The organism is Roseovarius sp. MBR-78 (genome assembly GCF_040547535.1).
In the GTDB taxonomy this organism is placed as follows: Bacteria; Pseudomonadota; Alphaproteobacteria; order Rhodobacterales; family Rhodobacteraceae; genus Roseovarius.
Genome location: NZ_JBEPPX010000028.1, coordinates 1 through 25060 on the forward strand (window position 1 = coordinate 1; position 25060 = coordinate 25060).

Consider the following 25060-nt stretch of genomic DNA (forward strand, 5'->3'; position numbering starts at 1 on the left):
CATTTCATCGCGCTGGCACAGGGGGTGTTGTTCCGTGGGGCCGGGCTGTCGGTGGTCTGGCCGCAACTTGTGGCGCTGATGCTCATCGGGTCGGTGATGTTCGCCTTCGCCCTGCACCGGTTCCGCGCCTTTCTGCGCTGACTGCGGGGGCGGCGTAACCGCTTTTCGGCTATACTTGCTCAGCCCTTGTGGAACGCTCAGATTCCTTGACGACCTTTTGCGCCAGAAGCAGGCTGCATCCCAGTGCGTCGCTCAGTCCGGCAGCCACTGACCGGCTCATCCAGCGGGTCCAGAGGCCTTGCTGGTGATGCCCGACGACGACCAGATCGGCCCCGGTTTCGGCCGCGACACTGGTGATTTTCCCGACAGGCTCGCCGACCTCCATGCGGATCTCGGGCACCAGCCCCATGGCGGCAAGTCTATGATGGCCCTCGTCAAGGATCGTCTTGAAATCGGCCTGCTGGTGGGCAAGCACGCTGGCATCCGCACCCTGCGCCAGCGCATTGCCCGCGACCGTCTCGACCACGGCCAGCAGAACCACCCCTGCACCCGTGATCTGCGCAAGCTGCGCTCCCTCGCGCAGCGCCAACCGCCCCTCGCGCGAGCCGTCGTAACACAGCAGGATCTTGTCATACATCTCTATATCTCCGGTGTCGGAATGGCGCTTGAAAGATCGCTGTATCCATATTAATTAGCCATGCGATGATTAGCAAGCTGATGAAAGAGAAGAACGATGCAGGTCGACCCTGACAAGACAGAGGACCAGGAGCTTTTCGCACTCTCCCTGGCGTCGTCGTCGCGTATATGGAGGCGGTATCTTGACCTCCAGTTTCGAGAACTCGACCTGTCCCAGGCAAGATGGAGCGTGTTGCTGGAGCTTTCGCGGAATGAAGAGGTGACGCAGGTCGAACTGGCGCGCATGCTGGGGATCGAGGCGGCGACGCTGGTCCGCCTGCTGGACGGGCTTGAGAAGGCGGGGCTGATCGAACGCCGGCCCTCCGCCGAAGACAGGCGGGCCAAGACGCTGCACCTGACAAAGGCTGCGTGCCCTCTCATCATCAGGATGAAAGAGATATCGGCGGCCAGCCGAGCAGCAATTCTGGAAGGAATTTCCCATCAGGACTTGCGTGTTGCAACACAAGTCCTGAGCCGCATCACGGCCAGATTGGAGGTCTTGAGCGATGGTCAGAATGGATGAAATAAAGACGGGCGCGGCCATTTCAGAAGATGCTTCGGTGTACGAACCGGTGCGGCATTCCCCGGCCAGGCGCAGCCGCACAAGATGGGCCAGACTGGCCGTGATCAGCGCCGTGATCGCCGTTGCCGTCTGGCTGGCCACCCCTTGGGTGATCGCACGATTCACGACGGTGCATATCAATGATGCCAGGATTGCGGCCAGGGTCGTCACCATATCAAGCGAGACCGCCGGACGGGTCACGGCGATTCCGGTGATGGTCGGGGATGTTGTCAATAAGGACGACCTGATCGCCGCATTTGACCGTGAATCGTCCCAGACGCAGCTTGATGCTGTCCTGTCGAAACTTGCCGCAACCGACGCGCAGCTTTCCGAGCTTCAGGCGCGCAAGGTATTGCTCGACAAGCAGCTTTCGGCCCGGCGGGACGCAGCACAGGCCGGCATTGCCGCCGCAGAGGCGAACCACGAGGCATCGCTTGCCGTGCTGACGAATGCCCGGACCCGTCACCAGAGGGCGATCAAGCTTGCCCAGCAGAACATCACGTCGCAGCAAACCCTCGACGAAGCACGAGCGGCCCTGGACACCGCGTCCCAGCAAGAGCGTGCGGCTTTCGCGGCGATCGAAAACGCACGGGCCAGTCTGGCTATCGTCGAGGCCGATGCAGAGCAGTTGAATGTGCTGGAATCCCAGATTGCGTCCCTTCTCGCCGAACGATCCGGCACCGAGGCCGACCGCAGCCTGAAAGAGATCGACCTCGCGCATCGCACGATATCTGCCAGATTCGACGGCATCGTTGACGCGACCTTTGTCGATGTTGGCGAATATGTGGCATCGGGGACACGCATAGCGATGTATCACGCGCCCGATGATGTCTGGATCGACGCCAATGTCAAAGAGACCGAGTTCGGTCGGATTCATCTCGGGTCGCGGGCAAGCATCACCGTCGATGCCTTTCCCGGCCGGACCTTTGACGGCGAGGTGATCGGAATGGGCGGTGCCGCGACCAGCCAGCTTGCGCTTCTGCCCAGCCCCAACCCTTCGGGCAATTTCACCAAGGTGACCCAACGCCTGCCGATCCGGGTGGAGATCGACACCGACGGCACCATGCTCAGACCCGGCATGATGGTCGAGGTTTATGTCGATGTCACAGATTGACCGGTATTTCGAACAATACGGCCCCGCCTACAAGTGGTTGGCGACGGGCACCATTATGGTTGCCACCATCTCGGTCGTGTTGTCCGCAACCATCGTGAATGTCGCCATCCCGGCGGTCATGGGTGCCTTCGGCATCAGCGGGGTGCAGGCACAATGGATATCAACCGGCTTTCTGGCGGCCATGACTGCGACCATGCTGCTGGCCGACTGGGCCAACCGGGCCTTCGGGATGCGGCTGACGATGACCGCCGCGATGGGCGTGTTCCTTGGCGGTTCGGTGCTTGGGGGACTCGCGCCGAACGAAACCGTGCTGACACTGGCGCGCGTGGTGCAGGGGGCAGCGGCGGGTGTCGTCCAGCCGCTGGCCATGATCATGCTGTTCAAGGTGTTTCCGCCCGACAAGCGCGGTGCCGCCATGGGGATCTATGGCGTCGGCGTCGTGCTCGCCCCGGCACTCGGCCCCTGGATCGGCGGCGTGCTGATGGATGCCTTTGACTGGCGCTTTGTCTTTTACCTGGGCCTGCCCTTCGCCGGCATCGCCATCGTTCTGGCAAACGTGTTCCTGCCCACCCGTGAAGAAAGCGGTCCGATCCCGGCCTTCGACTTTGTCGGGGTGGCGATCCTGTCGATCTTTCTTGCTGTCCTGCTCAGCACACTCTCGAACGCGCAGCGGCTTGGATGGGATACGAACATCATCCTGTCGGGGTTCACGATCTCCGTTGCGGCGTCCATCGCCTTTGTCACCTGGGAGATGTATACTGACAAGCCCATGCTCGACATGCGGCTTTTCGCGAATTTCGCCTTTTCCTCGGCGTGGGTCGTTGCCTTCATCATGGGGGCGGGGCTGTTCGGCTCGACCTACCTGCTCCCGGTCTTCGTGCAGCAGATCCAGGGTATGACGCCCACCCAGGCGGGCCTTCTCCTGATGCCCTCGGGCTTTGCCATGCTGGTGGTCTTTCCGATCGCGGGGCGATTGTCCGACAAGGTGCCCCCGCCGGTCCTGATCGGCAGCGGAATGTTGGTCTTTGCCTGGGCCTCGTGGCTGATGGCAGAAGCAAATGTCCATACGGCCTTCTGGACGCTGGCGCTGTGGACCGTCCTTTCACGCGTGGGGCTAGGCCTGGTGTTTCCCGCCATTTCGTCGGGTGCGCTCAAGGTTCTGCCGCCGCACCTTATCGGCCAGGGTTCGGGCGCTTCGAACTTTGCCCGTCAGCTTGGCGGTGCCTTCGGGGTGAACCTTCTGACCGTGTTCATCGAGCGGCGCACGATCATGCACGCAGATGCCCTTGCCGCGACCCAGACCAGCGACAACTCCACTACGATCGAACTCTTGCGCGAGGTCGCCGGCCTGATGCACAGCTCGGGGCTGGCGGACACTCAGATCATGCCCGCCGCGACATCGTTCCTGAGGCAGATCGTGGTGATCCAGTCCTCGAACGCGGCCTTCCACGACAGTTTCCTTGTCGTATGCGGTATATTTCTGCTTGCGCTGATCCCGACCTGGTTCATGTGGCGCGCCCCTTCCCCGGGCGCATGACAGGGGGAAGGGGCCTGAAGCAGCCGCCACAAAGCGGGTTTTTGCTCCTGATATTGCGCGCGCCATCGGGCGGTGGCGCGCGCTCTTGCCGGGACGGGCCGCCGATCAGACCCTGGTCAGGCCAGCCCGTGACGCGAGAACGGCAGCTCGCGCACGGCCGTGCCGGTGGCCCGGCGCACGGCATTCGCGACCGCAGGACCGATCGACGGCGTGCCGGGCTCGCCAATCCCGGTGGGGGCCTCGGTGGAGCGGACGATATGCACATCGACCTGCGGCATGTCGGTGATGCGCAGTGGCCTGTAGTCAGGGAAGTTAGACTGATCCACCTCGCCATCGGTCATGGTGATCTCTTCGCGCAGGATCGCCGACAGGCCATAACCAAGAGCGCCCTGAACCTGCGCCTCGATGTTGGAGGGGTTGATCGGCACGCCGCAATCTACGCCGCAGGTCACGCGTTCGACCTTGACGGTGCCATCCTCGCGAATCCGCACATCCGCCACCTCGGCCACATAGGAGCCAAAGCTCTTGTGGACCGCGATGCCGCGCGTCAGCCCGTCGGGCACCACACCAGCCTTTTCGACTGCCAGTTCCAGCACCCCGCGCGCGCGCGCATCTGTCAGGTGACGCAGGCGGAATTCGACCGGATCTGCACCTGCAGCCTCGGCCAGTTCGTCCATCATCGTCTCGACCACATAGGCGGTGTGGGTATGCCCGACCGAGCGCCACCACAGCACCGGTACGCCAACGCGAGGATGATGTACATCCACCGTCCAGCCGGGTGTCGCTTTGCCTTTAAATCGGCTCTGCCTCAATCTGTGTGGCGGAACGGTAGCATTCTCGCCCGCAACAATTCTGGACCGGCTCGACCGTACATGGCGCGTTTGAGCGTCTTCAGGCGATTGATCTGACCTTCTGCTTGGCCGTTGCTCCATGGCATCTCGATGGCGTTTTTGACTGCATCGAAGTCCCGGTTCAATGTGCGGGCAAAGCGCACGATGGGCGCCAGATCGGTTTCGATCGCGTTGTCGATCCATGCTGGGAGCGGGTCTGCTTGGCGGCTGCGCAGGATACCGTTGAACCGCATGGCGAGACTTCGCATCGTTGCGAAGGCGGGAGAACCGGCCTTGAGCGCGTCGACTTTCCGCGCTTGATCCGGGGTGAGCTTTCCGCGGGGTTTGATGCACAGCGCGGCTGCGATGACCGGGGAAATCGCGTGCCCCGTTTCCGGGTCCCGGACTGGCTTAAGGATTTCGTGCTCTACCTTGGAGTCGCTCCCTTGCTGTTCTGCTTTTCGCCAGCCCGCCAACAGACGCTGCAAATGCGACTGACTCCCCTCGTAACCGCGCTCTCGGATCAGACGGAACAGGGCGCTGCCAGTTCGAATGCCCTCCTTCCAGCTTTGGCTCAGGAACTCTTCAAAGTACCACGGCGATGTCGGCTTCAAAGCGGCCCGCCTGCGGTCCGGTGGTGTCTCGAACTGCAGCCATTTCGCGATGCTGCGACGCGGGAACCCTGTTCGCCGCCCGATCTCGCTGCATGAAAGCCCCTGATTTCGGAGCGCATGAATGGTGGCGAAAATCTCTTCCCGAGACGTCCTATGCGCCAGGCGTGACTTCAGAAGGCTGCCGGCTGCGGTGATGTTGTCGGCGTCGGACAGCAGCGCCCTGCCGGTCGCACGGCCGTGAAGGTTCATTTGCTCCTCGATGGCCTGCCGCAGGTTTTGTACGATATGGAACCGGTCAGCGACCTGCTTCGCCTGCGGTGCCCCTTGCCGTGCTGCCTGGGCGTAGAGACCGCAGCGATCTCTGCTGATCACTTCCACCTCGGGGTGTCGCTTCAGCCAGTTGGTGCAGCTGACGACATCTCGATCCTCAAGAATGTCGATCACCACGCGACGCTCCAGATCCACAATGATCGTGCCGTAGGTTTGCGATTTCCGCCAACTCCAGTCGTCGATCCCGATGACTGTCGGCGACTCGCCACTGTCTTGGGCACGGTTCTTCAGCTGCCTAAGCACCGTGTCATCGCTGACTCCAAGGCCCAAACGATGCAACAACCGCTCGGCTGGCCGTCCGCCGGTCGCATGCCCAAGATGGGTGACAATCTCCCCGACACGCGAAGTACGACGTGCAAATGGACGCGCAATCGAGGCGATTTGGTCTGAGAATGTCCGGCGTGGGCAAGCGGGTGCCTGACATCGCCAACGGCAAATTGCGAGATCAACCGTTACCTCGTCTCCATGCGCGGGATAATCCTGCAGCCGCCGACGCCGCCAGCCGTGACGTCGGCGTGAATGCAATCCACAGTCTGGGCAAATGCCGTTGGGAGCCAAGACGCCAGATACAATCCACCCGCCTCTTTCACTTCGCTCAACGCTTTGAACGGCAACATCGCTCCCGGGCGACCAGTGCTTCTTCGAACTCACAACTATACCTCCTGAATTTTCCAGTTTCAGGATAGTTGCGCCACACAAAGTGAGGCAGAACCCAATTAAGGGCTACGCGACACCTGTTGTGCCATTTCGCATCGGAAAAGGGCGCGGAATACGCCCTATCCGCGCTTTCCTACTTTACGTTTTTCTGAGTTTGTCTTGCCATGTTTTCTGGATTTCCGGGTTACGTGTGTATTTGGGGAGTTTGCCTTGCATGATGCGGGTTGCGTTTTCGACGAGGACCTCGGGCATGACCGAGTAGAGGTCGACCGTGTGGCCCAGGATATGCGGCGTCAGGACGACCCGGTCGATCTCGCGCAGCGGGTGGTCGGCGGGCATCGGTTCGGTTTCCGTCACATCCAGCCCCGCCCCCGCAAGGTGCCCCTCGGTCATCACCCGCGCCAGCGCGGCCTCGTCGATCAGCCCGCCGCGCGAGGTGTTGATCAGGATCGCATCCGGCTTCATCGCCCGCAGTTCGGCCTCCCCGATCAGGCCCCGGGTCCCGGCATTGAGCGGCACGTGCAGGCTGATCACGTCGGCCTGCGCCAGCAGTTCCTCGCGTGCCACCAGCCGCACGCCTTCCGGCGCGGTCTGCGGCGTCAGGAACGGGTCATGCACCAGGATCTCCGCCGGCTCGAAGGCCTGCAGGCGGTCGATCACCCCGCCGCCGATCCGACCCGACCCGATCAGCCCGATGCGCCGCCCGCACAGCATCCGCGCGTACATCTGCTGCGGGCGCCCCGCGTTCTCACGCAAAAGGCGCTCGGACCGGTGCAGCCGGTAGAGCAGCACCAGCATCAGCATCACCGTCGCCTCGGACATCGCCAGGAAGTTCTCGGGCGTCGCGCCATTGGCCACGATCAGCCCGCGCTCCGCGCAGGCCTCCAGATCGACCGCATCGACCCCGATCGTCGGGAACACCAGCCCCCGCAGCCGCGGCGAGGCGTCGAGATCCTCCTCGCCCAGCCGCGAGCGCGAGCTGGCCACGATGATATCGACATCCCCCAGCAGCGCCTGCCGCTGATCCGGCGTCAGCCGCAGCGGCACCCCCGGCGTGATCGCCGGGCCGCGCACCACCTCCCAGCCCTGGTCCTCCAGCCGCGCCGAGGCGCGCTCCAGAACCTCGTCCAGAACCGGGTCTTGTGCTATGTAGATCCTGGGCATGCTCAGTCGCTCCGCGTCAGGCCGGCGACCATGTTGGGGTTGTAGCCCGGCCGGACCCGCGCGTCGATCACCACGCTCTTGCCCTCGCGCACCATCTCCAGGCCTTTCTTCACCGCCTCGACAAGCTCGCCGGCGGTCTCCACCGGCCCGATCCCCTCGCAGCCCTGCGCCCGGGCGACACCGGCAATGTCGATATCCGGGTCGCCGATCCGCTGGCCGATCCACTTGTTCTCCACCGGGCGGTTGCGGGCCACCGCGACGCGCTCCTGGTGGACCTCGTCATTGTAGAACGAGCGGTTGTTCGACACCACCGCGAGGAACGGCGTGCCGTAATGCGCCGCCGTCCAGAAGGCCGAGGCCGCCATCATGAAGTCCCCGTCGCCCAGCACCGCGACCGGCATCCGCCCGCTGTCCTTCAGCGCCAGCGCCGCGCCGATCAGCATCCCCGGACCCGAGCCGATCCCGGCACCGCCGTCCGAGCCCAGGAAATCCAGCGGGTGGCGGAAGTGCCAGGCCTCCCCGGCCCAGCCCAGCGGCAGGCGCACGATGCTGGCGCAGACCCCGTCCAGCCCCTCGCCGAGCGCCCCGGCCAGCGTCATGATGTCGAGCGGCGTCTCCGGCGCGGGCGCCTCCAGCGCCGGCTTGACCGGCAGGGCCTCCGGCGCCGCGCCCGCACCCACCTCCAGCGCATCCGCGATGGCATGCATCGCCCGGTCCGGCGCGCAGGCCAGGTGCAGGTCGAGCGCCGGCAGGGCCTGGTGTTCCATGCCCCAGCCGTTGTGCAACTGGTAATCCTGCGAGGCCTGGATGACCTTCGCCGTCACCTCGCCCGCCAGCTTCAGCGTCCCGGCAAGGTCCAGCCAGTCGAGGCTCAGGATCACGTCCGCCTCGCGCAGCACCTCGCCCGCCGCATCGTCGATGAAGAAGGCCGGCTTGCCGCGATGCTGCGGATGGTCCGTCGGGAAGGACGCCCCGATCCGGATATCCGTCAGGACCCTCGCGCCCAGCGCCTCCACCAGCGCCACCCGCCGCGCCCAGTCCGCCGGGTCGCGCGATACCCGCCCCGCCAGGACCACGGGGGCCTTCGCCCCCTTCAGCAGCTCTGCCGCTCGTGCCACCCCTTCGGCGGCAGGCTCGGCCGGCAGCGGCGGCTGGTAGCGCGAGAAATCCGGCAGCGCCGGCGCCGCCTCGTGCCGCTTCTCCTGGATCGACACGTCGAAATTGACATAAGTGGGCCCCATCGGCTCGCTCCGCGCGATCACATCCGCGCGCAGCATCGACTCAAGCGCCGCCTCCATCGAGGCAGGCTGGTCGTCCCACTTCACATAATGGCGGATCATCGAGGCCTGGTCCCGGCAGGTGTGCAGCCAGTCGATCCACGGCCGCCGCATCGCCGCATCCACCGGCCCCGTCGCCCCGTAGATCAGCACCGGCACACGGTCGCACCAGGCGTTGAAGATCGCCATCGTGCCATGCATCAGGCCCACGTTGCTGTGCAGGATCACCGCAAGCGGCTCCCCCGTCACCTTCGCATAACCATGCGCAATCGCCACCGCATGCTCCTCGTGCAGGCACAAAAGCATCTGCGGATCCGCGTTCCCAAGGTGATTGACAAGACTGTCATGCAACCCCCGGAAACTCGACCCGGGGTTCAGCGCAACATACTTAACACCCAAGCCACGAAGCATATCCGCAAATACATCACTACCCCATACACCAGTACCCGCCGAAGGCACAGGCGTCTCAACGCGTGAAGGTTTTTGATCAGTCATGTTTCCATCCAACTTTCTGTTTCTTTTCATTCAGCCGCACCTGCACACCGGCGGCGCCGCCGTTTTCTTTCTTGATCGCCGCCCGGATGATCGGCGTTAAGGGAAGATCGGGGCAGGTGATTGCCGGCCTTTCAGCCCGCGTCGCCTCCCCCCGGCCAGCCGCTTATTGCCCGGCGAGGTTGATGTGAACGTTCTTCTCGTGGGTGAAGGAAATCAGTTCACCGATGCCTTCCTCGCGTCCGATACCGGATTGCTTGACCCCGCCGAAAGGCGCCCCGAGGAAATGGCGACCGACCTCGTTGACCCAGACGAACCCTGCCTCGACACTCGCCGCCGTTCGGTGCGCGGTGACAAGGTCGCGGGTCCATATCGCGCAGGTCAGGCCAAGTTCGAGCGCATTGACCTCGCTCAGCATCTCGTCTTCGTCCGACCACTTGCGAACGGCGAGCACCGGGCCAAAGATCTCTTCCCGCGCAATCCGCATTTCCGGAGTCACGTCGGCAAAGATCGTCGGCGCGATGAAATAGCCATCGGCCAAGGCGCCATCGGTCACGGCATGCCCGCCCGTAACGGCCTGTGCGCCTTCGCTCTTGGCGGAGTCGATGAAGCTCATCACGCGGTCGAACTGCGCCTGGCTGACGATGGCCCCCATGGTGGTTTCCGGATCGGTCGGCACGCCGGGTTGATACCGCGCGACGGCCTCGGCCAGATGGGAGATCACCTCATCGTGAATATCCTGATGCAGGAAAGCCCGGCTTGTCGAGCCGCAGGACTGTCCGCACCAGCCGAAGTTCATCCCGGCGACAATCGCATCTGCAATCTTTTTCGGGTCGCTGTCGGGATAGGCGATCAGGGCGTTCTTGCCACCGAGTTCCAGCAGGACGGGCTTGACCGTGTCGCTGGCACTGCGCATCACCGCGCGCCCGGCGGGAACCGACCCGATCAGCGTCACCTTGGCCACGTCGGGATGCTCGGCCAGCCCGGCACCGGCTTCGACCCCGCCGGGCAGAACGCTGAACGTGCCTTTCGGCATCAGGCCATCGACGAGTTCGGCAAGACGCAGGGCCGAAAGGGGCGCCTGCACCGGGGGTTTGATGATAACGGCATTGCCCGCCGCCAGCGGCGCGGCCATCTTGCCGCCGCAGAACATGAAAGGATGGTTGAAGGCGAGAATCCGGGCAACGACGCCGAGCGGCTGGCGCAATGTCATGTTGACGCGGTCCGGCCCCATCGGGATCGTGTCACCCTTCATTTCGGTCACGAGACCCGCGAAAAATTCCATCTGGGCTGCGGCAATCGCGGCATCACCGCGCATTTCCGTGTAGGGATTGCCGCAGTTCGCGGCATCCATCATCGCCAGTTCATCGCCATGTTTGCGCAACAGCGCCGCGATTTCCTTGAGGATGCGGGCCCGTTCCAGCGGCGCGACATCGCGCCATTCCTCGAAACCCTTCCCCGCCGCGGCAACCGCGGCGTCCACGTCGGCGCGGCCCGCCGTGGCAACCGTTCCGATCGGCTGCCCGGTGCCCGGATTCAGGGTTTCTTCGTAAAGTCCTTCGATGGGTGGAACCCATGCCCCTCCGTAATACAGGTCTGCTTTTTTCGAAAGAGTCAGGTTCGCGTCCAGTTTCAAGATGTCCATCAGATGTTTCCTCCCCACGTTGACACCTGTTAACTTAGACCTCTAAATATTGTCAATCAAAGAACTCGGCCCATGGCCGACTGGAGGCGCAACAGGTGGGGCAGATACTCATCGACGGTGGCCTCGGGGGGGGCGTCCGTCGCGGGCAGGCCGATGTTGAGCGCCGCGACGACCGTGCCGTGCCGCCCCATGAGCGGGACGGCGATGGACCGCAATCCAAGCTCGACCTCCTGGTTCACCAGCGCAAACCCTTTGTCGCGCGCGTCGTCGATGCGCGTCATGATATCCTTGGGTTCGACGAGAGAAAACCGGGTGCGCGGCGTGAGGTCGGACCTTTCGACCAGCCCTGCGGCCTCCTCTCGCGGTAACGCGGCCAGAAGGACACGCCCAAGCGAGGTGCAATGCGCAGGCAGGCGCGACCCGGGCATAAGCCCGACGGACATCACCCGTTTTTGCGCCGCACGAGCGATATAGACGATATCGCTTTCATCCAGCAGCGCCACCGAACAGCTTTGCCCGATTCTCTCGGACAATTGATTCAGCCAAGGTTGCACGATCTGCGACAAGGGCAACGAGGCCAGCGCCGCCATGCCAAGACGCAGAATACGCGGCGTCAGTGTAAAGAACTTGCCGTCGTAATCGGCATAACCCTCGCGGTTGAGCGTCAGCAAAACACGCCGCGTCGTGGCGCGGTCAAGCCCGCTTGCCGCTGCCGCCTCGGTGATCGAGAGGCGCGGCGTATTCGCGCCGAAGGCTTCGATGACGCGCAGCCCCTTGGCCAAGGAGGCGACATAGTCGGTCGGTTTGTTCAACATGCGAACAGCGATAGCAACATAATGAACAAATCTCAATAATTGACCAAATCATCTCGCCTGCCGCAGCGGCGCAGGCTATGGCTACGGCCAGAAACGGAGGGTCCTCATGAACAAAGTCTCGCTTTCTGTGGCCGATGCCGTCGCGGATATCCCCGACGGAGCGAAAGTCATGATCGGCGGTTTCGGCGGCTCCGGCGCGCCGATCGAACTGATCCATGCGCTGATCGACAGGTTCCGCGCAACCGGCAGCCCGAAAAACCTGACGGTGATCAACAACAATGCGGGCAACGGTGCCATCGGCATCGCCGCCATGATCAAGGCCGGCATGGTCGCGAAAATGATCAGCTCTTTCCCGCGCTCATCCAATGCCGAAGCCTTCAACGAGAAATATCTGTCGGGCCAGATCGCGCTTGAGCTTGTGCCGCAAGGTACGCTGGCCGAGCGTATCCGCGCCGCAGGTGCGGGCATCCCGGCCTTTTACACGCCGTCCAGCTACGGAACCGAACTGGCCGAGGGCAAACCGACCGAGGAATTCGACGGCAAGATGTATGTCCGCGAAGGTTGGCTGCGCGCCGATTTCGCACTGATCAAGGGGCAGCTGGGCGATACCCTCGGCAACCTGACCTATCGCCTGGCAGGGCGCAATTTCAACCCGCTCATGGCCATGGCCGCCGACAAGACCATCGCCCAGGTATCGAGCCTGAGCGAACCCGGCTCTATCGACCCCGAGCAGGTGGTTACGCCGGGCATCTTCGTCGACACCATTGTCGAAGTGCCCGACCCGCAACAGGAAGAAGTGCTTGTCCGCACGGGAGTGGTTTACTGATGTCCGATTTCAACCTCATGGAAGACAAGCTGACGAATGCCCAGATCGCGTGGCGTGCCGCGCAGGATCTCGAAGACGGCTCCTATGTGAACCTTGGCATCGGCTTTCCCGAAATGATCGCCACCTTCCAACCCGAAGGGCGCGACGTAACCTATCACACCGAAAACGGCGTGCTGGGCTTTGGCAAAGCGCCCAAGGAGGGCGAAGAGGATTGGGACCTGATCAACGCGGGCAAGAAAGCGATCATGCTGAAGCCCGGGGCCTCGTTCTTCCATCATGCCGACAGTTTCTCGATGGTGCGTGGCGGGCACCTCGACCTGGCCGTTCTCGGGGCCTACCAGGTTGCACAGAACGGCGATCTGGCGAACTGGCGGGTCGGCTCCAAGGGGGTTCCCGCCGTGGGCGGTGCGATGGACCTGGTCCATGGGGCCAAGGCCGTTGCGGTGGTCACCGATCACGTGACCAAGGATGGCCAGCCCAAGCTGGTCGAAGCCTGCACCTTCCCTTTGACGGGGGTTGGCTGTGTGACCCGCGTTTATACGTCCCTGGCGGTTCTCGACATCGAGGATGGCAAGTTCAACCTGCGTGAGAAACTGCCCGCCATTTCGATGGAAGAACTCCAGGCCGTTACCGGCGCCACATTGCACACCGATGGCCCCGTCGGCGACCTGATCGTACCGGAGGATATCTGATGACCGAAGTTTATATCTGCGACTATATCCGCACGCCCATCGGGCGCTATGGCGGCGCGCTGTCCTCCGTCCGACCCGATGACCTGGGTGCGATTCCGCTCAAGGCCCTGGCCGAACGTAACCCCGGTATGGACCTCGCCGCCATCGACGAGGTGATCTTCGGCTGCGCCAACCAGGCCGGCGAAGATAACCGCAATGTCGCGCGCATGTCGCTCTTGCTGGCCGGATATCCTGAAACGGTGCCGGGCACGACGATGAACAGGCTCTGCGGATCAGGCATGGATGCCATCATCACGGCAGCCCGCGCCATCAAGTCGGGCGAAGCCGGGCTGATTGTGGCAGGCGGGGTGGAATCCATGTCGCGCGCGCCCTTCGTGATGCCGAAAGCCGACACCGCCTTTTCGCGCGCCAACGCCGTTTACGACACCACCATCGGCTGGCGTTTCGTCAACAAGCTGATGCAGAAGCAATACGGCGTGGATTCGATGCCCGAAACCGCCGAGAATGTGGCAGAGGATTTCGACATCAACCGGCCCGATCAGGATGCCTTCGCCCTGCGTTCGCAGCAAAAGGCAGGTGAGGCGATGGAAAACGGGCGACTCGCACGCGAGATCGTTCCCGTCACGATCCCCCAGCGCAAGGGCGACCCGCTGATCGTGGAGCAGGACGAACATCCCCGCCCCTCGACCACATTGGAGGGGCTGCAAAAGCTCAAAACCTTCGTCAAGGCCGATGGAACCGTGACCGCGGGGAACTCCTCGGGCGTCAACGACGGGGCAGCCGCACTTATCCTTGCCACGAAGGAGGCCGCGGAAAAGCACGGGCTGACCCCCATCGCGCGGGTTCTGGGCGGTGCCACTGCCGGGGTCGCGCCGCGCATCATGGGCTTCGGCCCTGCCCCGGCCTCGCAAAAGCTGATGGAGCGCCTAGGCCTGACCCAGAAGGATTTCGCGGTGATCGAACTGAACGAGGCTTTCGCCTCGCAGGGGCTGGCCACGTTGCGCGATCTGGGCATTGCCGACGATGACGCCCGGGTGAACCGCAACGGCGGGGCCATTGCTCTTGGCCATCCGCTGGGTATGTCCGGCGCCCGGATCACCGGCACCGCCATGCTGGATCTGAAACCCGGCGAAAAATCCCTTTCGACCATGTGCATCGGCGTCGGCCAGGGGATTGCCATCGCCCTCGAAGCGGTCTGATCACGCGTCGCGGGCCATTTCCCCGGCTCGCCTGTGCAGCAGCCTCGCCAGTAAATCGGCGGGGCTGTTTTCGTTGAAGGCGAACTTGCGTGTGATCCCGACCGCGCCCGACATATAACCCGATTTCAGGTTCACCTCGGCAAGGGTGCCCCGCTGCAACTCGCGTTCGACCACCCCGCGCGAGATGAACCACAGCATGTCGGATCGTTCGATCAGGGAGAGGGCAACCGGCAGGGCAACCGTTTCGAAGGCAGGCACGAGGCCGCTCAGCCCCTGCGCGGCCAGATATTGATCCACGGTCTGGCGAATGATCGCCCCGGGGTTGGGGGCAATCAGCGGATACATCGCCAGCGCCTCTGGCGCAGGCAGGGCCAGTGCCGGGTGATCCGCCCGCGCCACCAAAAGCACCGGTTCGTCGTAAAGATGCTCGAAGGACAGGCCGGGCATATCCTTGGCCGATGGCATCCGCCCGACCATCAGGTCGATCCCGCCCGAGCGCAGCATGTCGAGCAAATAGCGATTCGGCCCGGTGATGATCCCGATCCGCGCTTGCTGCTGCGTGCGATGATAATCCAGCGCGACAGACGGGAAAAATCCGCCCGCAACGGTAGGCAGCACCCCGACCTTGACCAGCCCCGGCGCGGCTTTGCCCGACAGATCGCGCACCCCCGCTTCGAGGCTTTGCACCGCAACCAGCGCATGGGCGCGAAAGCCCTCCCCCGCCGGGGTCAGGACCGCGCGCCTGCCGGTCCGCTCAAACAATGCTGTGCCTAAAAAGGTCTCAAGCTCGCCAATGGTCTTGGACAATGCGGGCTGCGAAACATTGCGCGCCCGCGCTGCGGCCGAGATCGTGCCATTCTGCGCGACCGCCAGAAACGCCTCGATATGGCGGAGTTTCAAACCGGGTGGTATATTCATTTGGTTATACTTTTGACGCAAGATTGTATTTTTTCAAGGGAAAATATTATGCAAAGGTCTGAGTCAGGAGGTACCAATGCAAGCAATCACACGCGACTGGGGCATAATGCACGTCGATCACCGGGCTGGCAGCGGTGTGCCGTTGGTCTTTGTCAACTCTCTCGGCACGGATTTGCGGATGTGGGACGCGGTTATCGCGGCCCTGCCCGAGGACCGCGCCTGCCTTCGCATGGACAAACGCGGACATGGATTATCGGAAACCGCCCCACAGGGTTATGGGATTCCCGATCTGGCCGAAGATGTTCTGGCCGCGATGACCGGGACCGGGATAGACCGCGCGATCATCGTTGGCTGCTCGATCGGCGGGTTGATCGCGCAGCACGTCGCACTGATGGCACCCGAGCGCGTTGCCGGCCTTGTCCTGTCCAATACCGCCTCCATGCTGGGGGCCGCCGAAGGCTGGCACACGCGCATCCAAGCCGTTCGTGAAAATGGCATGGCGGCAATGGCGGAAGGCATCATGCCACGGTGGTTCGGACCCAAGATGCTTGCGGACAGGACCGCGCCCTTGTGGCGGACGCTTTTGGCACGAACCGATCAAGAGGGGTATATCGCCACCTGTGCCGCGATTGCCGGAACAGACATTACCGAGCGCTTGGGCGAAATCACTCAGTCCGCGCTCGTACTCGGCGGAAAGCACGATCTGGCCACCCCGCCCGACATGGTCGAAGCACTGGCCCGCGTGCTGCCGCGTGCCGATCTGGTCATGTTCGAAGACACCGGGCACCTGCCCGCGATCGAGGCGCCGGAAGCCTTTACCAGGGCATTGATGACATTTGTGGAAAGGATCAGCGCATGAGCCAAAAATTCGATCAGGGCATGAAGACCCGGCGCGAGGTTCTGGGCGATGCCCACGTGGACCGCGCCGAGGCGGCAAAAACCGAATTCGACCTGCCCTTTCAATCGCTCATCACCGAGAGCGCCTGGGGCACGGTATGGTCCTCGGATAAGATTTCGCGCCGGGAACGGTCGATGCTGACCATTGCGCTTCTGGCGGCGACGGGAAACTTCGAAGAAATCCCGATGCACATCCGCGCCACGCTGCGCACGGGTGCGTCGAAAGACGACATCGCGGAGGCCCTGCAGCATGTGGCGATATATGCGGGGGTACCGAAGGCGAACCACGCCCTGAAACTCGCCAAACAGACCTTTGCGGAAATGGAGGAACGTGAAAATGACTGACCGATTGAACGTGGATCAGGGACCGCTGATCCCCCGAAACCGCGCGATCCATCCCGACCCCTACAATCCGGGGTACAAGACCAGCGTTGCACGCTCGCCGAACCTGCCGCTTCTGTCGATGGAAAGCACCCCTTCGGAAGAGACCGGCCCGACCTTCGGGCATGGGAAGCTCGGCGCGCTCGACAACAACCTGATCCTGAACTGGACCAAGGGCAAGGCCCCAGCCGTGGGGGAGCGCATCCTGATGCACGGGCGGGTTCTGGACGAGATGGGCCGCCCCGTCCCCAATACGCTGATCGAGATCTGGCAGGCCAACGCGGGCGGTCGTTACCGTCACAAGAAGGATACCTATTTCGCACCGCTCGATCCGAATTTCGGCGGCTGCGGGCGGACCATCACCGACGAGAACGGGTATTACGAATTCCTGACCGTGCGCCCCGGCGCTTATCCCTGGCCCAACCGCGGCAATGACTGGCGGCCCATGCATATCCATGTGTCCGTCTATGGCCACAGCTTCGGTCAGCGCCTGATCACCCAGATGTATTTCGAGGGTGACCCGCTGATCAACCATTGCCCGATCGCCGCGACGATCAAGGAGCGCAGCCAGCTCGACCGCCTGGTCGCGCCACTCGATTTCTCGAAGTCGCGCCCGCTCGATTTCCTTGCCTATAAATTCGACATCGTTCTGCGCGGGCGCCGCCAGACCATGTTCGAGAACAAGCTGGAGGGTATGTAATCATGGTCCAGAAACTCGACACTCTGCAAGAAAGCCCGTCGCAAACAGCGGGTCCTTATGTCCACATCGGATTGATGCCAACCTACGCCGGGAATGCCGGGTATTACGACGAAGAGATCGGCACCACCCCCTTCATCGACGAAAGCAAGGCACAAGGCGAGATCATCGAGATCGTTGGCTCCGTGTACGATGGCACCGGCTGGGCGATGCGCGATGCCCTGATCGAAAGCTGGCAATGCGACGCAAGCGGCATCTTCCCGGGGGCCGAGGGCGCCGATCCGGCCGTTACCGGCCATTGCCGCTTTGCCGCCGATGCGGAAACCGGTGAATTCACGCTGCGCACCGTGAAGCCCGGCCCCTACAAGGGCCGTGGCGGGGTAGACAGCGCGCCGCATATCTCGCTTTGGGTGGTGTCCCGCGGAATCAACATCGGTCTCAATACCCGGATCTATTTCGAGGATGAAGACAATGAAAACGATCCGCTTCTGAACCGGGTCGAACAGCGCCCGCGCGTGGACACGCTTATCGCCAAGAAAACCGGCGAGGGGAAATATCGCTTCGATATCCGCCTTCAGGGCGAGGGCGAAACGGTTTTCCTCGATATTTGAGCCGAAACAAGTCATTCAAAAGGGGCGGCAACGACCGCCCTTTTTGCCTTTCAGCGAGGACGTAGCCCGATGAACATCTCGGTTTTCGATCACCCTTGGCTTTCCGGTCTTTTCGGCGATGCGGAGATGGCCGGGATTCTTTCCGCCGAACGGCAAATGTCGCATATGCTCGCCTTCGAAGCGGCATGGTCACGCGCCTGCGGCAAGGCCGGATTGTTCGACACGGCAAAGGCGGAAGAGGCCGCGCGGGCGATCGAGACCGCAACGATCGACTTTGCCGATATCGCCACAGGCATGGGGCAAGATGGCGTACCGATCCCGCGTCTTGTGAAACAATTGAAGGCGATTGCACCCGCCGACGCCGTACACAAGGGTGCCACGTCGCAGGATGTCGTGGATACCGCGATGGTCCTTGCACTGCGCGAGGCATCCATCCTGATCGAGGGCCGCTTGAAAACCCTTGAAACAGAATTCGAAGCCCTCGAAAAGCGGTTCGGTGACGTCCCCCTCATGGGCCGCACGCGGATGCAGGCAGCCACGCAAATCACCGTTCGGGACCGTCTGCTTGCCTGGCGCTTACCACTGTCCGATCATCTCACGGCCATCGGCCAAAAGCGTGCGACTATCGAAAAGGTGCAGATCGGCGGGGCTTCGGGCGACCGCAAGGCCCTTGGCGACAAGGCCGGGATGGTCGTGGACGAAGTGGCGAAAACCCTTGGCCTTGCCCCGACGCAAAAGAGTTGGCAGACCATGCGCCACGGCATCGCGGATTATGCCTCCTGTCTCTCATTGATTTCGGGAACTCTCGGAAAGTTCGGGCAGGACGTCGCATTGATGACCCAGCAAGGCCTCGAAGACATCACCCTGTCTGGCGGTGGCGGGTCTTCGGCCATGCCGCACAAGCAAAACCCGGTTTCCGCCGAACTGCTCATCACCCTGGCACGCTTCAACGCCACGCAGGTCTCGGCCATGCATCATGCCTTGATCCATGAACAGGAACGCTCGGGCGCGGCCTGGTCTCTTGAATGGATGGTGCTACCGCAAATGCTGATGGCCACGGGCAAGGCCTTGGATGTCGGGTGCGCCCTTTGCAAATCCATTACGGGGCTTGGCAAGGCTTAAAGTGTTTCGCCCTTGGCCCGGCACATCGGCGAAAGGCGAAACGCATTAGTGCGACATGAATACCGGCACCTTCGTCGACCGGATCACCTCGTGGGTCACGCCGCCGAAAAGGTCCTGTGAAAACTTGCTGTGTTCATAGGCACCCATGATAATCAGCTTGGCATCCAGTTCCGCGGCTGTTTCCTGAATGGTACTGGCGATGCTTTTCCCGGATCTCGCCCGCTCTATGTGTTTGGCGTGAACTCCATGGCGCTCCAGATGCGTCAGGATATCGTTCCCTTCCGGCATGTCAGGCAGGCCGCCACCGACGGTCACGATAGAGACCTTGCGCGGCTTTTCCTCCAGAATATACATGGCGTCGTTGAGGGCCCGGGCCGCCGAACGCTTGCCATCCCACGCGACAAGAGCATGGGCCGCAGGTTTATCGGCTTCGTATTCATCGGGCACAACCAGGACCGGGCGACCGCTTTCAAGTGCCATCAGGTCCGGGCTTACGGCGCGAAATTCGTCTGACGGCAACTTGGGCTGATAGCCCGTTACGATAAAATCGAAGTTGCGGGCGACCTGTGTAATGCTGAGCTTTCCGATCTCATCGGGCATCAGGAAACGGGCGCGATCACCAAGACCCGCAGCCGCCGTCACTTCCATGAACAATTCCCGCGATGCCGCGATTTTCTCACGTCTCACGTGCCCGAGCTTTTCAAGCAATTCTTCGGTCAGCCCCAGCACTTGTTCGAAGTACGAGGTCGAACTGCCATAAACTCCGGTCAACCATGCCTCGTGGGTTGCGGCAATTCTTGCCGCATGCCGCAAACTGTTGGGAAAACCAGAACTGCCGGAATGTGCAAGCAGGATGTTTTTTATACTCATTTTCGCCTCGCAGTTCGATCTTTCCAAATCCGATTACCAGACTTATACTTAGATGTCTATGGTTGTGAATTTGGGATCGCCGGGGTTATCGGTGCAACCTTTGGCCGAATGGCCATGATCCTCGCCTATTCCGGAATGCCCGAGGTCGGCAAACATATGGCATGGTGATCGGCGCAGCCTTTGCCGCGACCCCACGGAATACCCCGATGAACGCGGCCTTTCATGGGGACAGGACATCATGCGCGGCCCGGCAAGACCAGGCCGCGCAATTATTGCATCAGCCCTGCTTGCGGGCTTCAAGCTTCCACTCGGACATTACCGGATCGAGGTTGAACAGCTTTTGCGCGTTCCCACCGAGAATGTTCCGTTTTGCCGTTTCATCAAGGAACGGAATGTCGTGGATCGTGCTGGGCAGGTCCATATCCCAGTGCGGATAGTCGGACGAGTACAGCAATTGCGACTCCGCGTTCATCATCTTGAACGTGACTTCCAGGGCTTCCTTGTTGTCCACCAGTTCGATCGGCTGAGAAGAATAGAACATCTCGCGCATGTAATCGCTCGGCTTCTTCTTGAGAAGCGGCGCGTCCGAGGTGCGCATCATGTATTCATTGTCCAAACGCTGCATCAGGAACGGAACCCAGGCAAGGCCGCTTTCGATCCACATGGTGTTCAGCTTCGGGAACCGCTCGGGCATACCGTTCAGAACCCAGTTCGTCATGTGGATGATGTTACAGAAGCTGAACCCGAGGGCATGAACCGAAATGAACTTGTTCAGCTGCGCCAGGGACGTATCTGCCCAGTGATAGGCCGCGTGGAAACCAAGCGGCATACCGTGTTCTTCCAGCTTGGCATAGATGCGCATGTTCACACTGTCATGCACCGGTCGCTTGAGGTAGCCCGTCGACAGGAAGCCGACGACGCCTTTTTTCTCGGCGAACTCGTCAATCATCTTTTCCGCTTCATGCGGTTCGTTCATCGGAAGATAGACCATCGACACGATGCGCTTGTCTTCTTCCAGGATACGTTCGCACAGCCAGCGGTTATAAGCCCGCGCCATCGCCACCTCGACCTCGACTTGCGGATGGGTTGCAAGCAGCAGCATCGGGGTCGGGAAAAGGCAGGCCATGTCGACCCCCATCGCGTCCATCCAGCGCCGGGTCAGCGTGATGTCGCGATGCGGTTTCTCGGGGACCACTTCCTTGTTACGACCGGCATAGCGCGTCACGCGCCCGGCCATGTCCTGAGAGCCGATTGCCTGCGGGATCAGGCCGGCACGCCCCACGTTCCCCGCCGACAGACCGAGATGCCGCATGACCGGGTCATCCATGTACTGCAGGATTTCGGGCAGGGCCTCGGTTTCATAGTGGTGGCTGTCCACGTCGCAAATGAAGAAATCCTTGTAGTTCCGGTCTTCTGCCTGTTTGCGCGCGTTTTTCAGAAGTTTGGTGGTATTGAACTCCTTGATCGCCGGATCATTATCCGTGCTGAAGTTCATCGTATTCCCAGTAAGAGACATATTATCTCGCTCCCTTGATCGTTATTGTTTCAGCGTCTGCCACATACCGAGTTCGAATACCGCCACATCGGCAGCATCGAGAATCCCGGTTGCGGCAACTGCAACATCCGTCGCTGAAACGTTGTTGTTGTCTGGAAAGGCAGGGAACTCCTTGTCGCTTTCCCGATACTTGGCAAACGCGGTCACAACCTCGGCGAACACCGCCTGGAATTGTGCCGGGTTCAACCCGCTGGTTTCCGGCTCGCGCAGGGCTTGCAAAACGGCGTTAACCGATGCGTCCAACCCGGTGGCTTCAGCAGTCATTTTCTCAAATTTCGACATAGACCTCTCCATCCCGTTCGGTCACCTTGTATCGCTTGAGGCGAATTTTCGGATCGCCCACGGCTTCTCCGGTTTCCATTTTGAATTCCCAGCCGTGCCAGGGGCACACGAAGTGCATCTCGCTTTCGTCGAAGTTCTGTTGGAGCGCGCGCTGCTGGTCGTCGAATTCGACACAAACCCGGGGCATCCTCAGGCCTTCGCAAACTGGTCCGCCCTGGTGAGGGCATACGTTCTTGTATGCGACGACATCCCCGTTGTGACGTATAATGCCGATCTCAACTCCGTCGACCTCGCAGATTTTCACGGTCGTATCGCTGAGGTCGGACGAAGCACATAATAGTTTTTCCGGCATAAAAGCTCCTCCGTTTATTGCCTGGCTTGGTCATACCAATTGGTAAGATTGTCTTACTATAAGATATGCTCTAGAATTGTCAATAAAATAAGAAATCTAATCTAAGGCATTACGATATCGGCTTGAATCACTCCCCTTCCCGCAAACGCGGTCTCGGAGCATCGCTTCGTCTGTCCCACCATCTCTATGGCAAGCTGTTGCAGAAACAGCTGATCGATTCTGATCTGAGCATGGCGCAGTACATCCACCTCAGAAGCCTGCGGGAGGAAGGCGCGCTCAGCCAATCCGAGCTTTCAGCGATTCTCGGTATTGAAAAGGCTTCTTCCACGCGCGTTCTGGACGAGCTTGAGCAGCGGCAGCTGATCCTGCGTGAACGTAACCGCGAAGACAGGCGCGTGGTCGTTGTCAGCCTCTCCGATCAAGGCCGGAAAAAGATTGACCAGGCCATGAAAGCGGCGCGCACTGCGGCTGATCGTGCGTCAAGGGGCTTCGAAGAAGATGAGCTTTTGCAGCTTTTTGCCGCGATGGACAAACTGATCGGGAATCTCTCCTCCTGACGCGGACAGGTCCGATCATGCAAGGCCCGGTGCGACGGCCAACAGAACAACCCCGGAACCGGCAAGAGTCGCGGCAATATAGAATTTCCGCCCCGGGCGCCGTTCGGTCTTGAAGACATGCCCGGCCAACCATGCCGCGAAAAACATTTCGACCGACGATATGATCGCCACCACGGTGACACTGGTAAACATCAGCGAAAAGAACAGGGCAACTTGCCCAATGGTCATGGCCCCACCCGCAAGCAATTGCCAGCCACTTGGCCTTTCAATCCGCAATGGGGCCACGGAGCCATTGCGCAGACGCACCCCCGCGGAGGCAGCGAACCACAGCAATCCGGTCATTGCACCGATGAAAACACCGGCAAGCGGATCGGGCAGGGTCTGCATCGCCAGCTTCCGGGAAACGAACGATGCCCCGTATCCCGCCGCCGAACTAAAGGCCATGACGCGGCCCTTGTTCTTTTCCTTCGGCGCGAAATCCCCCACGGCCATGGCCGTGGCTGTTTTAAGGTTTGTGCGCGTCATCATGATCAGCACCCCGCCCGTCACGAGAAGGAAGGCGATCACGATTGTCGGCGTGATGAGTTCACCGAGGAACAAGAATGCAAAGACCGCGGCAAAGACGGGAATCAATCGCCGGATGAATCCCGTTTCGATGGCCCCGGCCAATTCGACGGACCGGAAAAGAGTGAGCCGGCCGAGTACATTGCCCAGCAACCCCGCAACAACGAAATAAACGATGCCGATCAGGACGGCGTTGCCATAGACAGGCAGTTCCGGCCCCAGCAGCAGCCAAAGCACGCCGGAGGCCACGGCCGTCATGAGAACGGAAATGAACACATCATTTCCGCGGCCCTGGGCGGACTGGGAACTTTTGGCAATGGCGACCGAACCCAGCGCATAACAAAATGCGCCGAGCATGGCGAGAAGGCCGCCAAAGCCAGCGGTCATCGGGAATGTTCCGACAGCACGAAGCTACCTGGCATCAGCAACAAGCTGCTCAAGGAAGCGGTCAGAGGACATGACCTCGCGCATCGGCAGCTTTTCTTGCGTCTCCATGAGTTCGGTCGAGAAGGTCAGGCCTTGCCCATCCCAGAACCACCAATAGATGATTTCGCCTTTCTTTCCCCGAATAGGCATTCTGAATGTCGGGAATTTCCGTTCCCCACGCGGGATTTCGACATTCTCGACACGGGAATGCTTCAACCCGAGTTTCTTCAGAACGCCCGATAGCGGAACCATCGCCATGGGGGACTCTTCGGTTGCCAGGACAGTGACATTCTCGGGTCGGCTTTTGTACGGACCCGAGAGAAATTTGACCACCGGCGGATAGCTCGGGTGGGTATGCGTCAACTGAACATAGGCCAGCCCCTTGGGCGTTTCGACCTCGACAATATCGCCGGGCTGATACTCTTCCATTTTAACACTCCTGTTAAAGGCTGTAGGCTTCCAAAGTCGATGGGTGGAATAATTCCTCGATTCCGACACGGCGCGGCGAAAGGCCCTGGCTCGCGTGGTAATCAAGGAACTTGTCCAGCACATGGGCGTTCGCGCCAACCCCGTAACTCCACGGGTCATCCCCCATCAGGGTGTGAACCCGGTTGAGGGTATCCTCGACAAACGGCATCGTGACCTTGGTGGCCGACGTGTCTGACAGCGCCTCTTCGGCCAGCCGCTTTGACTGAGTAAACGCCTTGAGCAACGCAGCGGGCAGGAAAGGATATTCCTCGGCAAGGCTTCGGCGGACACCCAGAACATGCATGATCGGGAAAATCTTGGTCCGCTCGAAATAATCCTCCGCGGCAGAGATGCTGTCGGAAAACAGCCGCCCGACATGCGGGTGCCCCTCGGCGAAGCAACGCGGCCAGCGCGGACCGACAAAGCCGTCGATCTCACCGGCTGCCAGCATCCCGTTCAGGGTGCTGCCTTCGGGGGCCTCTTCCATCGTGATGTCGTCCGGCAACTGAACCTTGATCTTCTCCGGCCGGCCCGGTGTATCCATACCGCCCCGCACCCAGACGATATCCGAAGATTTCACGCCGTATTCCTCTTCCAGAATACCGCGCACCCAGACATTGGCGGAAAGCTGATACTCGGCGATACCGATGCGCTTGCCCTTCAGATCCTCGGGCTTCTCAATGCCCTTGTCCGTGCGGATATAAACCGACGTGTGCCGGAACGCACGGCTCAGGAAAACCGGGATGGCCACATAATGCGGATCACCGCGGGCAACCGAGATCGAATAGGACGACAGCGAAAGCTCGCTGATATCAAAGGCTTGATGCCGGAAAGCCCGGAAGAACATTTCTTCCGGCGACAACAGCATCGGAATGGGATCGACCCCGTCGATCTGTACCCGTCCATCCACGATTGCCCGTGTCCGGTCGTA

At 61.4% G+C, this 25060-nt stretch carries 27 protein-coding genes; 12 read left to right on the forward strand and 15 right to left on the reverse strand.

The window, feature by feature from the left end; translation table 11 throughout:
- Positions 1–169: 169 nt before the first annotated feature.
- Positions 170–637: a universal stress protein gene (locus tag ABIE58_RS17260; RefSeq protein WP_037239708.1), complete on the reverse strand. Its 468-nt coding sequence runs from the start codon at positions 635–637 to the stop codon at positions 170–172.
- A gap of 96 nt (positions 638–733) precedes the next feature.
- Here ABIE58_RS17260 and ABIE58_RS17265 point away from each other — a divergent pair, with 96 nt between their 5' ends.
- From ABIE58_RS17265 to ABIE58_RS17275, 3 genes are read left to right on the forward strand one after another with little or no spacing between them, the layout of a single operon-like run.
- Positions 734–1198 carry a MarR family transcriptional regulator gene (locus ABIE58_RS17265; RefSeq protein WP_354545951.1) on the forward strand — a complete coding sequence of 155 codons (465 nt, stop codon included), beginning with the start codon at positions 734–736 and terminating at the stop codon, positions 1196–1198.
- The gene (locus tag ABIE58_RS17270) at positions 1191–2351 is read left to right on the forward strand and encodes an HlyD family secretion protein (protein ID WP_354545952.1); all 1161 of its coding nucleotides are present in this window, start codon (positions 1191–1193) and stop codon (positions 2349–2351) included. Before ABIE58_RS17265 ends, ABIE58_RS17270 begins: the two co-directional genes overlap by 8 nt.
- Complete coding sequence (locus ABIE58_RS17275) at positions 2338–3888, forward strand: DHA2 family efflux MFS transporter permease subunit (RefSeq protein WP_354545953.1); 1551 nt, start codon at positions 2338–2340, stop codon at positions 3886–3888. The genes ABIE58_RS17270 and ABIE58_RS17275 overlap by 14 nt, the downstream gene beginning before the upstream one ends.
- A gap of 116 nt (positions 3889–4004) precedes the next feature.
- On the opposite strand, the gene ABIE58_RS17280 is transcribed toward ABIE58_RS17275, so the two are convergent.
- From ABIE58_RS17280 to ABIE58_RS17305, 6 genes are all read right to left on the reverse strand, one after another.
- Positions 4005–4622 (reverse strand): molybdopterin cofactor-binding domain-containing protein, encoded by a 618-nt coding sequence (locus tag ABIE58_RS17280; RefSeq protein ID WP_354545954.1) that lies wholly within the window; start codon positions 4620–4622, stop codon positions 4005–4007.
- Between the two features lie 74 nt (positions 4623–4696).
- Positions 4697–6313 carry an ISL3 family transposase gene (locus ABIE58_RS17285; protein WP_073038202.1) on the reverse strand — a complete coding sequence of 539 codons (1617 nt, stop codon included), beginning with the start codon at positions 6311–6313 and terminating at the stop codon, positions 4697–4699.
- A gap of 144 nt (positions 6314–6457) precedes the next feature.
- Positions 6458–7483: a 2-hydroxyacid dehydrogenase gene (locus ABIE58_RS17290; protein WP_233152334.1), complete on the reverse strand. Its 1026-nt coding sequence runs from the start codon at positions 7481–7483 to the stop codon at positions 6458–6460.
- 2 nt (positions 7484–7485) lie between these two features.
- Positions 7486–9285, reverse strand: coding sequence for a thiamine pyrophosphate-binding protein (locus ABIE58_RS17295; RefSeq protein ID WP_408630834.1), 1800 nt, complete (start codon positions 9283–9285; stop codon positions 7486–7488).
- Between the two features lie 133 nt (positions 9286–9418).
- Positions 9419–10897 (reverse strand): aldehyde dehydrogenase family protein, encoded by a 1479-nt coding sequence (locus ABIE58_RS17300; protein ID WP_088652855.1) that lies wholly within the window; start codon positions 10895–10897, stop codon positions 9419–9421.
- 56 nt (positions 10898–10953) lie between these two features.
- Positions 10954–11712, reverse strand: a complete 759-nt coding sequence (locus ABIE58_RS17305; RefSeq protein WP_088652856.1) for an IclR family transcriptional regulator domain-containing protein — start codon at positions 11710–11712, stop codon at positions 10954–10956.
- A 106-nt stretch (positions 11713–11818) separates the two neighbouring features.
- Here ABIE58_RS17305 and ABIE58_RS17310 point away from each other — a divergent pair, with 106 nt between their 5' ends.
- The 3 genes from ABIE58_RS17310 to pcaF are packed head-to-tail and all read left to right on the forward strand — an operon-like array spanning position 11819 to position 14429.
- Complete coding sequence (locus ABIE58_RS17310) at positions 11819–12538, forward strand: 3-oxoacid CoA-transferase subunit A (protein ID WP_295039934.1); 720 nt, start codon at positions 11819–11821, stop codon at positions 12536–12538.
- A 17-nt stretch (positions 12539–12555) separates the two neighbouring features.
- Positions 12556–13230 (forward strand): 3-oxoacid CoA-transferase subunit B, encoded by a 675-nt coding sequence (locus ABIE58_RS17315; protein WP_198963360.1) that lies wholly within the window; start codon positions 12556–12558, stop codon positions 13228–13230.
- Positions 13230–14429: a 3-oxoadipyl-CoA thiolase gene (pcaF, locus tag ABIE58_RS17320; protein WP_088652858.1), complete on the forward strand. Its 1200-nt coding sequence runs from the start codon at positions 13230–13232 to the stop codon at positions 14427–14429. Before ABIE58_RS17315 ends, pcaF begins: the two co-directional genes overlap by 1 nt.
- Here the strand turns inward: pcaF and ABIE58_RS17325 are convergent, their stop codons facing one another.
- The gene (locus ABIE58_RS17325; protein WP_088652859.1) at positions 14430–15347 is read right to left on the reverse strand and encodes a LysR substrate-binding domain-containing protein; all 918 of its coding nucleotides are present in this window, start codon (positions 15345–15347) and stop codon (positions 14430–14432) included.
- Positions 15348–15453: 106 nt separating this feature from the next.
- On the opposite strand from ABIE58_RS17325, the gene pcaD reads away from it, so the two are divergent.
- The 5 genes from pcaD to ABIE58_RS17350 all read left to right on the forward strand — a co-directional run bounded on the left by pcaD (position 15454) and on the right by ABIE58_RS17350 (position 19055).
- Positions 15454–16206, forward strand: coding sequence for a 3-oxoadipate enol-lactonase (gene pcaD / locus ABIE58_RS17330; RefSeq protein WP_354545955.1), 753 nt, complete (start codon positions 15454–15456; stop codon positions 16204–16206).
- Complete coding sequence (pcaC, locus tag ABIE58_RS17335) at positions 16203–16589, forward strand: 4-carboxymuconolactone decarboxylase (RefSeq protein ID WP_088652861.1); 387 nt, start codon at positions 16203–16205, stop codon at positions 16587–16589. The genes pcaD and pcaC overlap by 4 nt, the downstream gene beginning before the upstream one ends.
- The gene (pcaH, locus tag ABIE58_RS17340) at positions 16582–17325 is read left to right on the forward strand and encodes a protocatechuate 3,4-dioxygenase subunit beta (RefSeq protein WP_088652862.1); all 744 of its coding nucleotides are present in this window, start codon (positions 16582–16584) and stop codon (positions 17323–17325) included. Before pcaC ends, pcaH begins: the two co-directional genes overlap by 8 nt.
- Before the next feature lie 2 nt (positions 17326–17327).
- Positions 17328–17933 carry a protocatechuate 3,4-dioxygenase subunit alpha gene (gene pcaG, locus ABIE58_RS17345; RefSeq protein WP_088652863.1) on the forward strand — a complete coding sequence of 202 codons (606 nt, stop codon included), beginning with the start codon at positions 17328–17330 and terminating at the stop codon, positions 17931–17933.
- Positions 17934–18002: 69 nt separating this feature from the next.
- Positions 18003–19055, forward strand: a complete 1053-nt coding sequence (locus ABIE58_RS17350; protein WP_088652864.1) for a 3-carboxy-cis,cis-muconate cycloisomerase — start codon at positions 18003–18005, stop codon at positions 19053–19055.
- Between the two features lie 45 nt (positions 19056–19100).
- Here ABIE58_RS17350 and ABIE58_RS17355 read toward each other — a convergent pair whose 3' ends face one another.
- The 4 genes from ABIE58_RS17355 to ABIE58_RS17370 all read right to left on the reverse strand — a co-directional run bounded on the left by ABIE58_RS17355 (position 19101) and on the right by ABIE58_RS17370 (position 22114).
- On the reverse strand, positions 19101–19925 hold the full coding sequence (locus ABIE58_RS17355; RefSeq protein ID WP_233152336.1) for a universal stress protein: 825 nt from the start codon (positions 19923–19925) through the stop codon (positions 19101–19103).
- A gap of 277 nt (positions 19926–20202) precedes the next feature.
- The gene (locus ABIE58_RS17360; protein WP_233152337.1) at positions 20203–21420 is read right to left on the reverse strand and encodes an amidohydrolase family protein; all 1218 of its coding nucleotides are present in this window, start codon (positions 21418–21420) and stop codon (positions 20203–20205) included.
- Between the two features lie 42 nt (positions 21421–21462).
- On the reverse strand, positions 21463–21762 hold the full coding sequence (locus tag ABIE58_RS17365; RefSeq protein ID WP_088652866.1) for a hypothetical protein: 300 nt from the start codon (positions 21760–21762) through the stop codon (positions 21463–21465).
- Positions 21749–22114 carry a Rieske (2Fe-2S) protein gene (locus ABIE58_RS17370; protein WP_088652867.1) on the reverse strand — a complete coding sequence of 122 codons (366 nt, stop codon included), beginning with the start codon at positions 22112–22114 and terminating at the stop codon, positions 21749–21751. The genes ABIE58_RS17365 and ABIE58_RS17370 overlap by 14 nt, the downstream gene beginning before the upstream one ends.
- Positions 22115–22311: 197 nt before the next feature.
- On the opposite strand from ABIE58_RS17370, the gene ABIE58_RS17375 reads away from it, so the two are divergent.
- Positions 22312–22671: a MarR family winged helix-turn-helix transcriptional regulator gene (locus ABIE58_RS17375; RefSeq protein WP_295039956.1), complete on the forward strand. Its 360-nt coding sequence runs from the start codon at positions 22312–22314 to the stop codon at positions 22669–22671.
- Positions 22672–22686: 15 nt separating this feature from the next.
- On the opposite strand, the gene ABIE58_RS17380 is transcribed toward ABIE58_RS17375, so the two are convergent.
- Genes ABIE58_RS17380 through ABIE58_RS17390 form a run of 3 tightly spaced genes read right to left on the reverse strand, consistent with a single transcriptional unit; the run spans position 22687 to position 25039 of the window.
- The gene (locus ABIE58_RS17380; protein WP_088652868.1) at positions 22687–23622 is read right to left on the reverse strand and encodes an EamA family transporter; all 936 of its coding nucleotides are present in this window, start codon (positions 23620–23622) and stop codon (positions 22687–22689) included.
- Positions 23623–23646: 24 nt separating this feature from the next.
- Entirely contained in the window at positions 23647–24090 is a 444-nt protein-coding gene (locus ABIE58_RS17385; RefSeq protein WP_036562700.1) for a hypothetical protein, read from the reverse strand.
- 13 nt (positions 24091–24103) lie between these two features.
- Positions 24104–25039 (reverse strand): ABC transporter substrate-binding protein, encoded by a 936-nt coding sequence (locus ABIE58_RS17390; RefSeq protein ID WP_354545956.1) that lies wholly within the window; start codon positions 25037–25039, stop codon positions 24104–24106.
- Positions 25040–25060 lie beyond the last annotated feature (21 nt).

What these genes read in the sequence shown, in the direction of transcription:
- ABIE58_RS17355 (WP_233152336.1), bottom strand. Translation starts at nt 19,925, where the DNA reads ATGAGTATAAAAAACATCCTGCTTGCACATTCCGGCAGTTCTGGTTTT.
- ABIE58_RS17325 (WP_088652859.1), bottom strand. Translation starts at nt 15,347, where the DNA reads ATGAATATACCACCCGGTTTGAAACTCCGCCATATCGAGGCGTTTCTG.
- ABIE58_RS17380 (WP_088652868.1), bottom strand. Translation starts at nt 23,622, where the DNA reads ATGACCGCTGGCTTTGGCGGCCTTCTCGCCATGCTCGGCGCATTTTGT.
- ABIE58_RS17350 (WP_088652864.1), top strand. Translation starts at nt 18,003, where the DNA reads ATGAACATCTCGGTTTTCGATCACCCTTGGCTTTCCGGTCTTTTCGGC.
- pcaD (WP_354545955.1), top strand. Translation starts at nt 15,454, where the DNA reads ATGCACGTCGATCACCGGGCTGGCAGCGGTGTGCCGTTGGTCTTTGTC.
- ABIE58_RS17385 (WP_036562700.1), bottom strand. Translation starts at nt 24,090, where the DNA reads ATGGAAGAGTATCAGCCCGGCGATATTGTCGAGGTCGAAACGCCCAAG.
- ABIE58_RS17360 (WP_233152337.1), bottom strand. Translation starts at nt 21,420, where the DNA reads ATGAACTTCAGCACGGATAATGATCCGGCGATCAAGGAGTTCAATACC.
- ABIE58_RS17295 (WP_408630834.1), bottom strand. Translation starts at nt 9,285, where the DNA reads ATGAAAAGAAACAGAAAGTTGGATGGAAACATGACTGATCAAAAACCT.
- ABIE58_RS17300 (WP_088652855.1), bottom strand. Translation starts at nt 10,897, where the DNA reads ATGGACATCTTGAAACTGGACGCGAACCTGACTCTTTCGAAAAAAGCA.
- ABIE58_RS17275 (WP_354545953.1), top strand. Translation starts at nt 2,338, where the DNA reads ATGTCACAGATTGACCGGTATTTCGAACAATACGGCCCCGCCTACAAG.
- ABIE58_RS17365 (WP_088652866.1), bottom strand. Translation starts at nt 21,762, where the DNA reads ATGTCGAAATTTGAGAAAATGACTGCTGAAGCCACCGGGTTGGACGCA.
- ABIE58_RS17315 (WP_198963360.1), top strand. Translation starts at nt 12,556, where the DNA reads ATGGAAGACAAGCTGACGAATGCCCAGATCGCGTGGCGTGCCGCGCAG.
- pcaF (WP_088652858.1), top strand. Translation starts at nt 13,230, where the DNA reads ATGACCGAAGTTTATATCTGCGACTATATCCGCACGCCCATCGGGCGC.
- ABIE58_RS17270 (WP_354545952.1), top strand. Translation starts at nt 1,191, where the DNA reads ATGGATGAAATAAAGACGGGCGCGGCCATTTCAGAAGATGCTTCGGTG.
- ABIE58_RS17260 (WP_037239708.1), bottom strand. Translation starts at nt 637, where the DNA reads ATGTATGACAAGATCCTGCTGTGTTACGACGGCTCGCGCGAGGGGCGG.
- pcaC (WP_088652861.1), top strand. Translation starts at nt 16,203, where the DNA reads ATGAGCCAAAAATTCGATCAGGGCATGAAGACCCGGCGCGAGGTTCTG.
- ABIE58_RS17305 (WP_088652856.1), bottom strand. Translation starts at nt 11,712, where the DNA reads ATGTTGAACAAACCGACCGACTATGTCGCCTCCTTGGCCAAGGGGCTG.
- pcaH (WP_088652862.1), top strand. Translation starts at nt 16,582, where the DNA reads ATGACTGACCGATTGAACGTGGATCAGGGACCGCTGATCCCCCGAAAC.
- ABIE58_RS17310 (WP_295039934.1), top strand. Translation starts at nt 11,819, where the DNA reads ATGAACAAAGTCTCGCTTTCTGTGGCCGATGCCGTCGCGGATATCCCC.
- ABIE58_RS17265 (WP_354545951.1), top strand. Translation starts at nt 734, where the DNA reads ATGCAGGTCGACCCTGACAAGACAGAGGACCAGGAGCTTTTCGCACTC.
- ABIE58_RS17290 (WP_233152334.1), bottom strand. Translation starts at nt 7,483, where the DNA reads ATGCCCAGGATCTACATAGCACAAGACCCGGTTCTGGACGAGGTTCTG.
- ABIE58_RS17370 (WP_088652867.1), bottom strand. Translation starts at nt 22,114, where the DNA reads ATGCCGGAAAAACTATTATGTGCTTCGTCCGACCTCAGCGATACGACC.
- pcaG (WP_088652863.1), top strand. Translation starts at nt 17,328, where the DNA reads ATGGTCCAGAAACTCGACACTCTGCAAGAAAGCCCGTCGCAAACAGCG.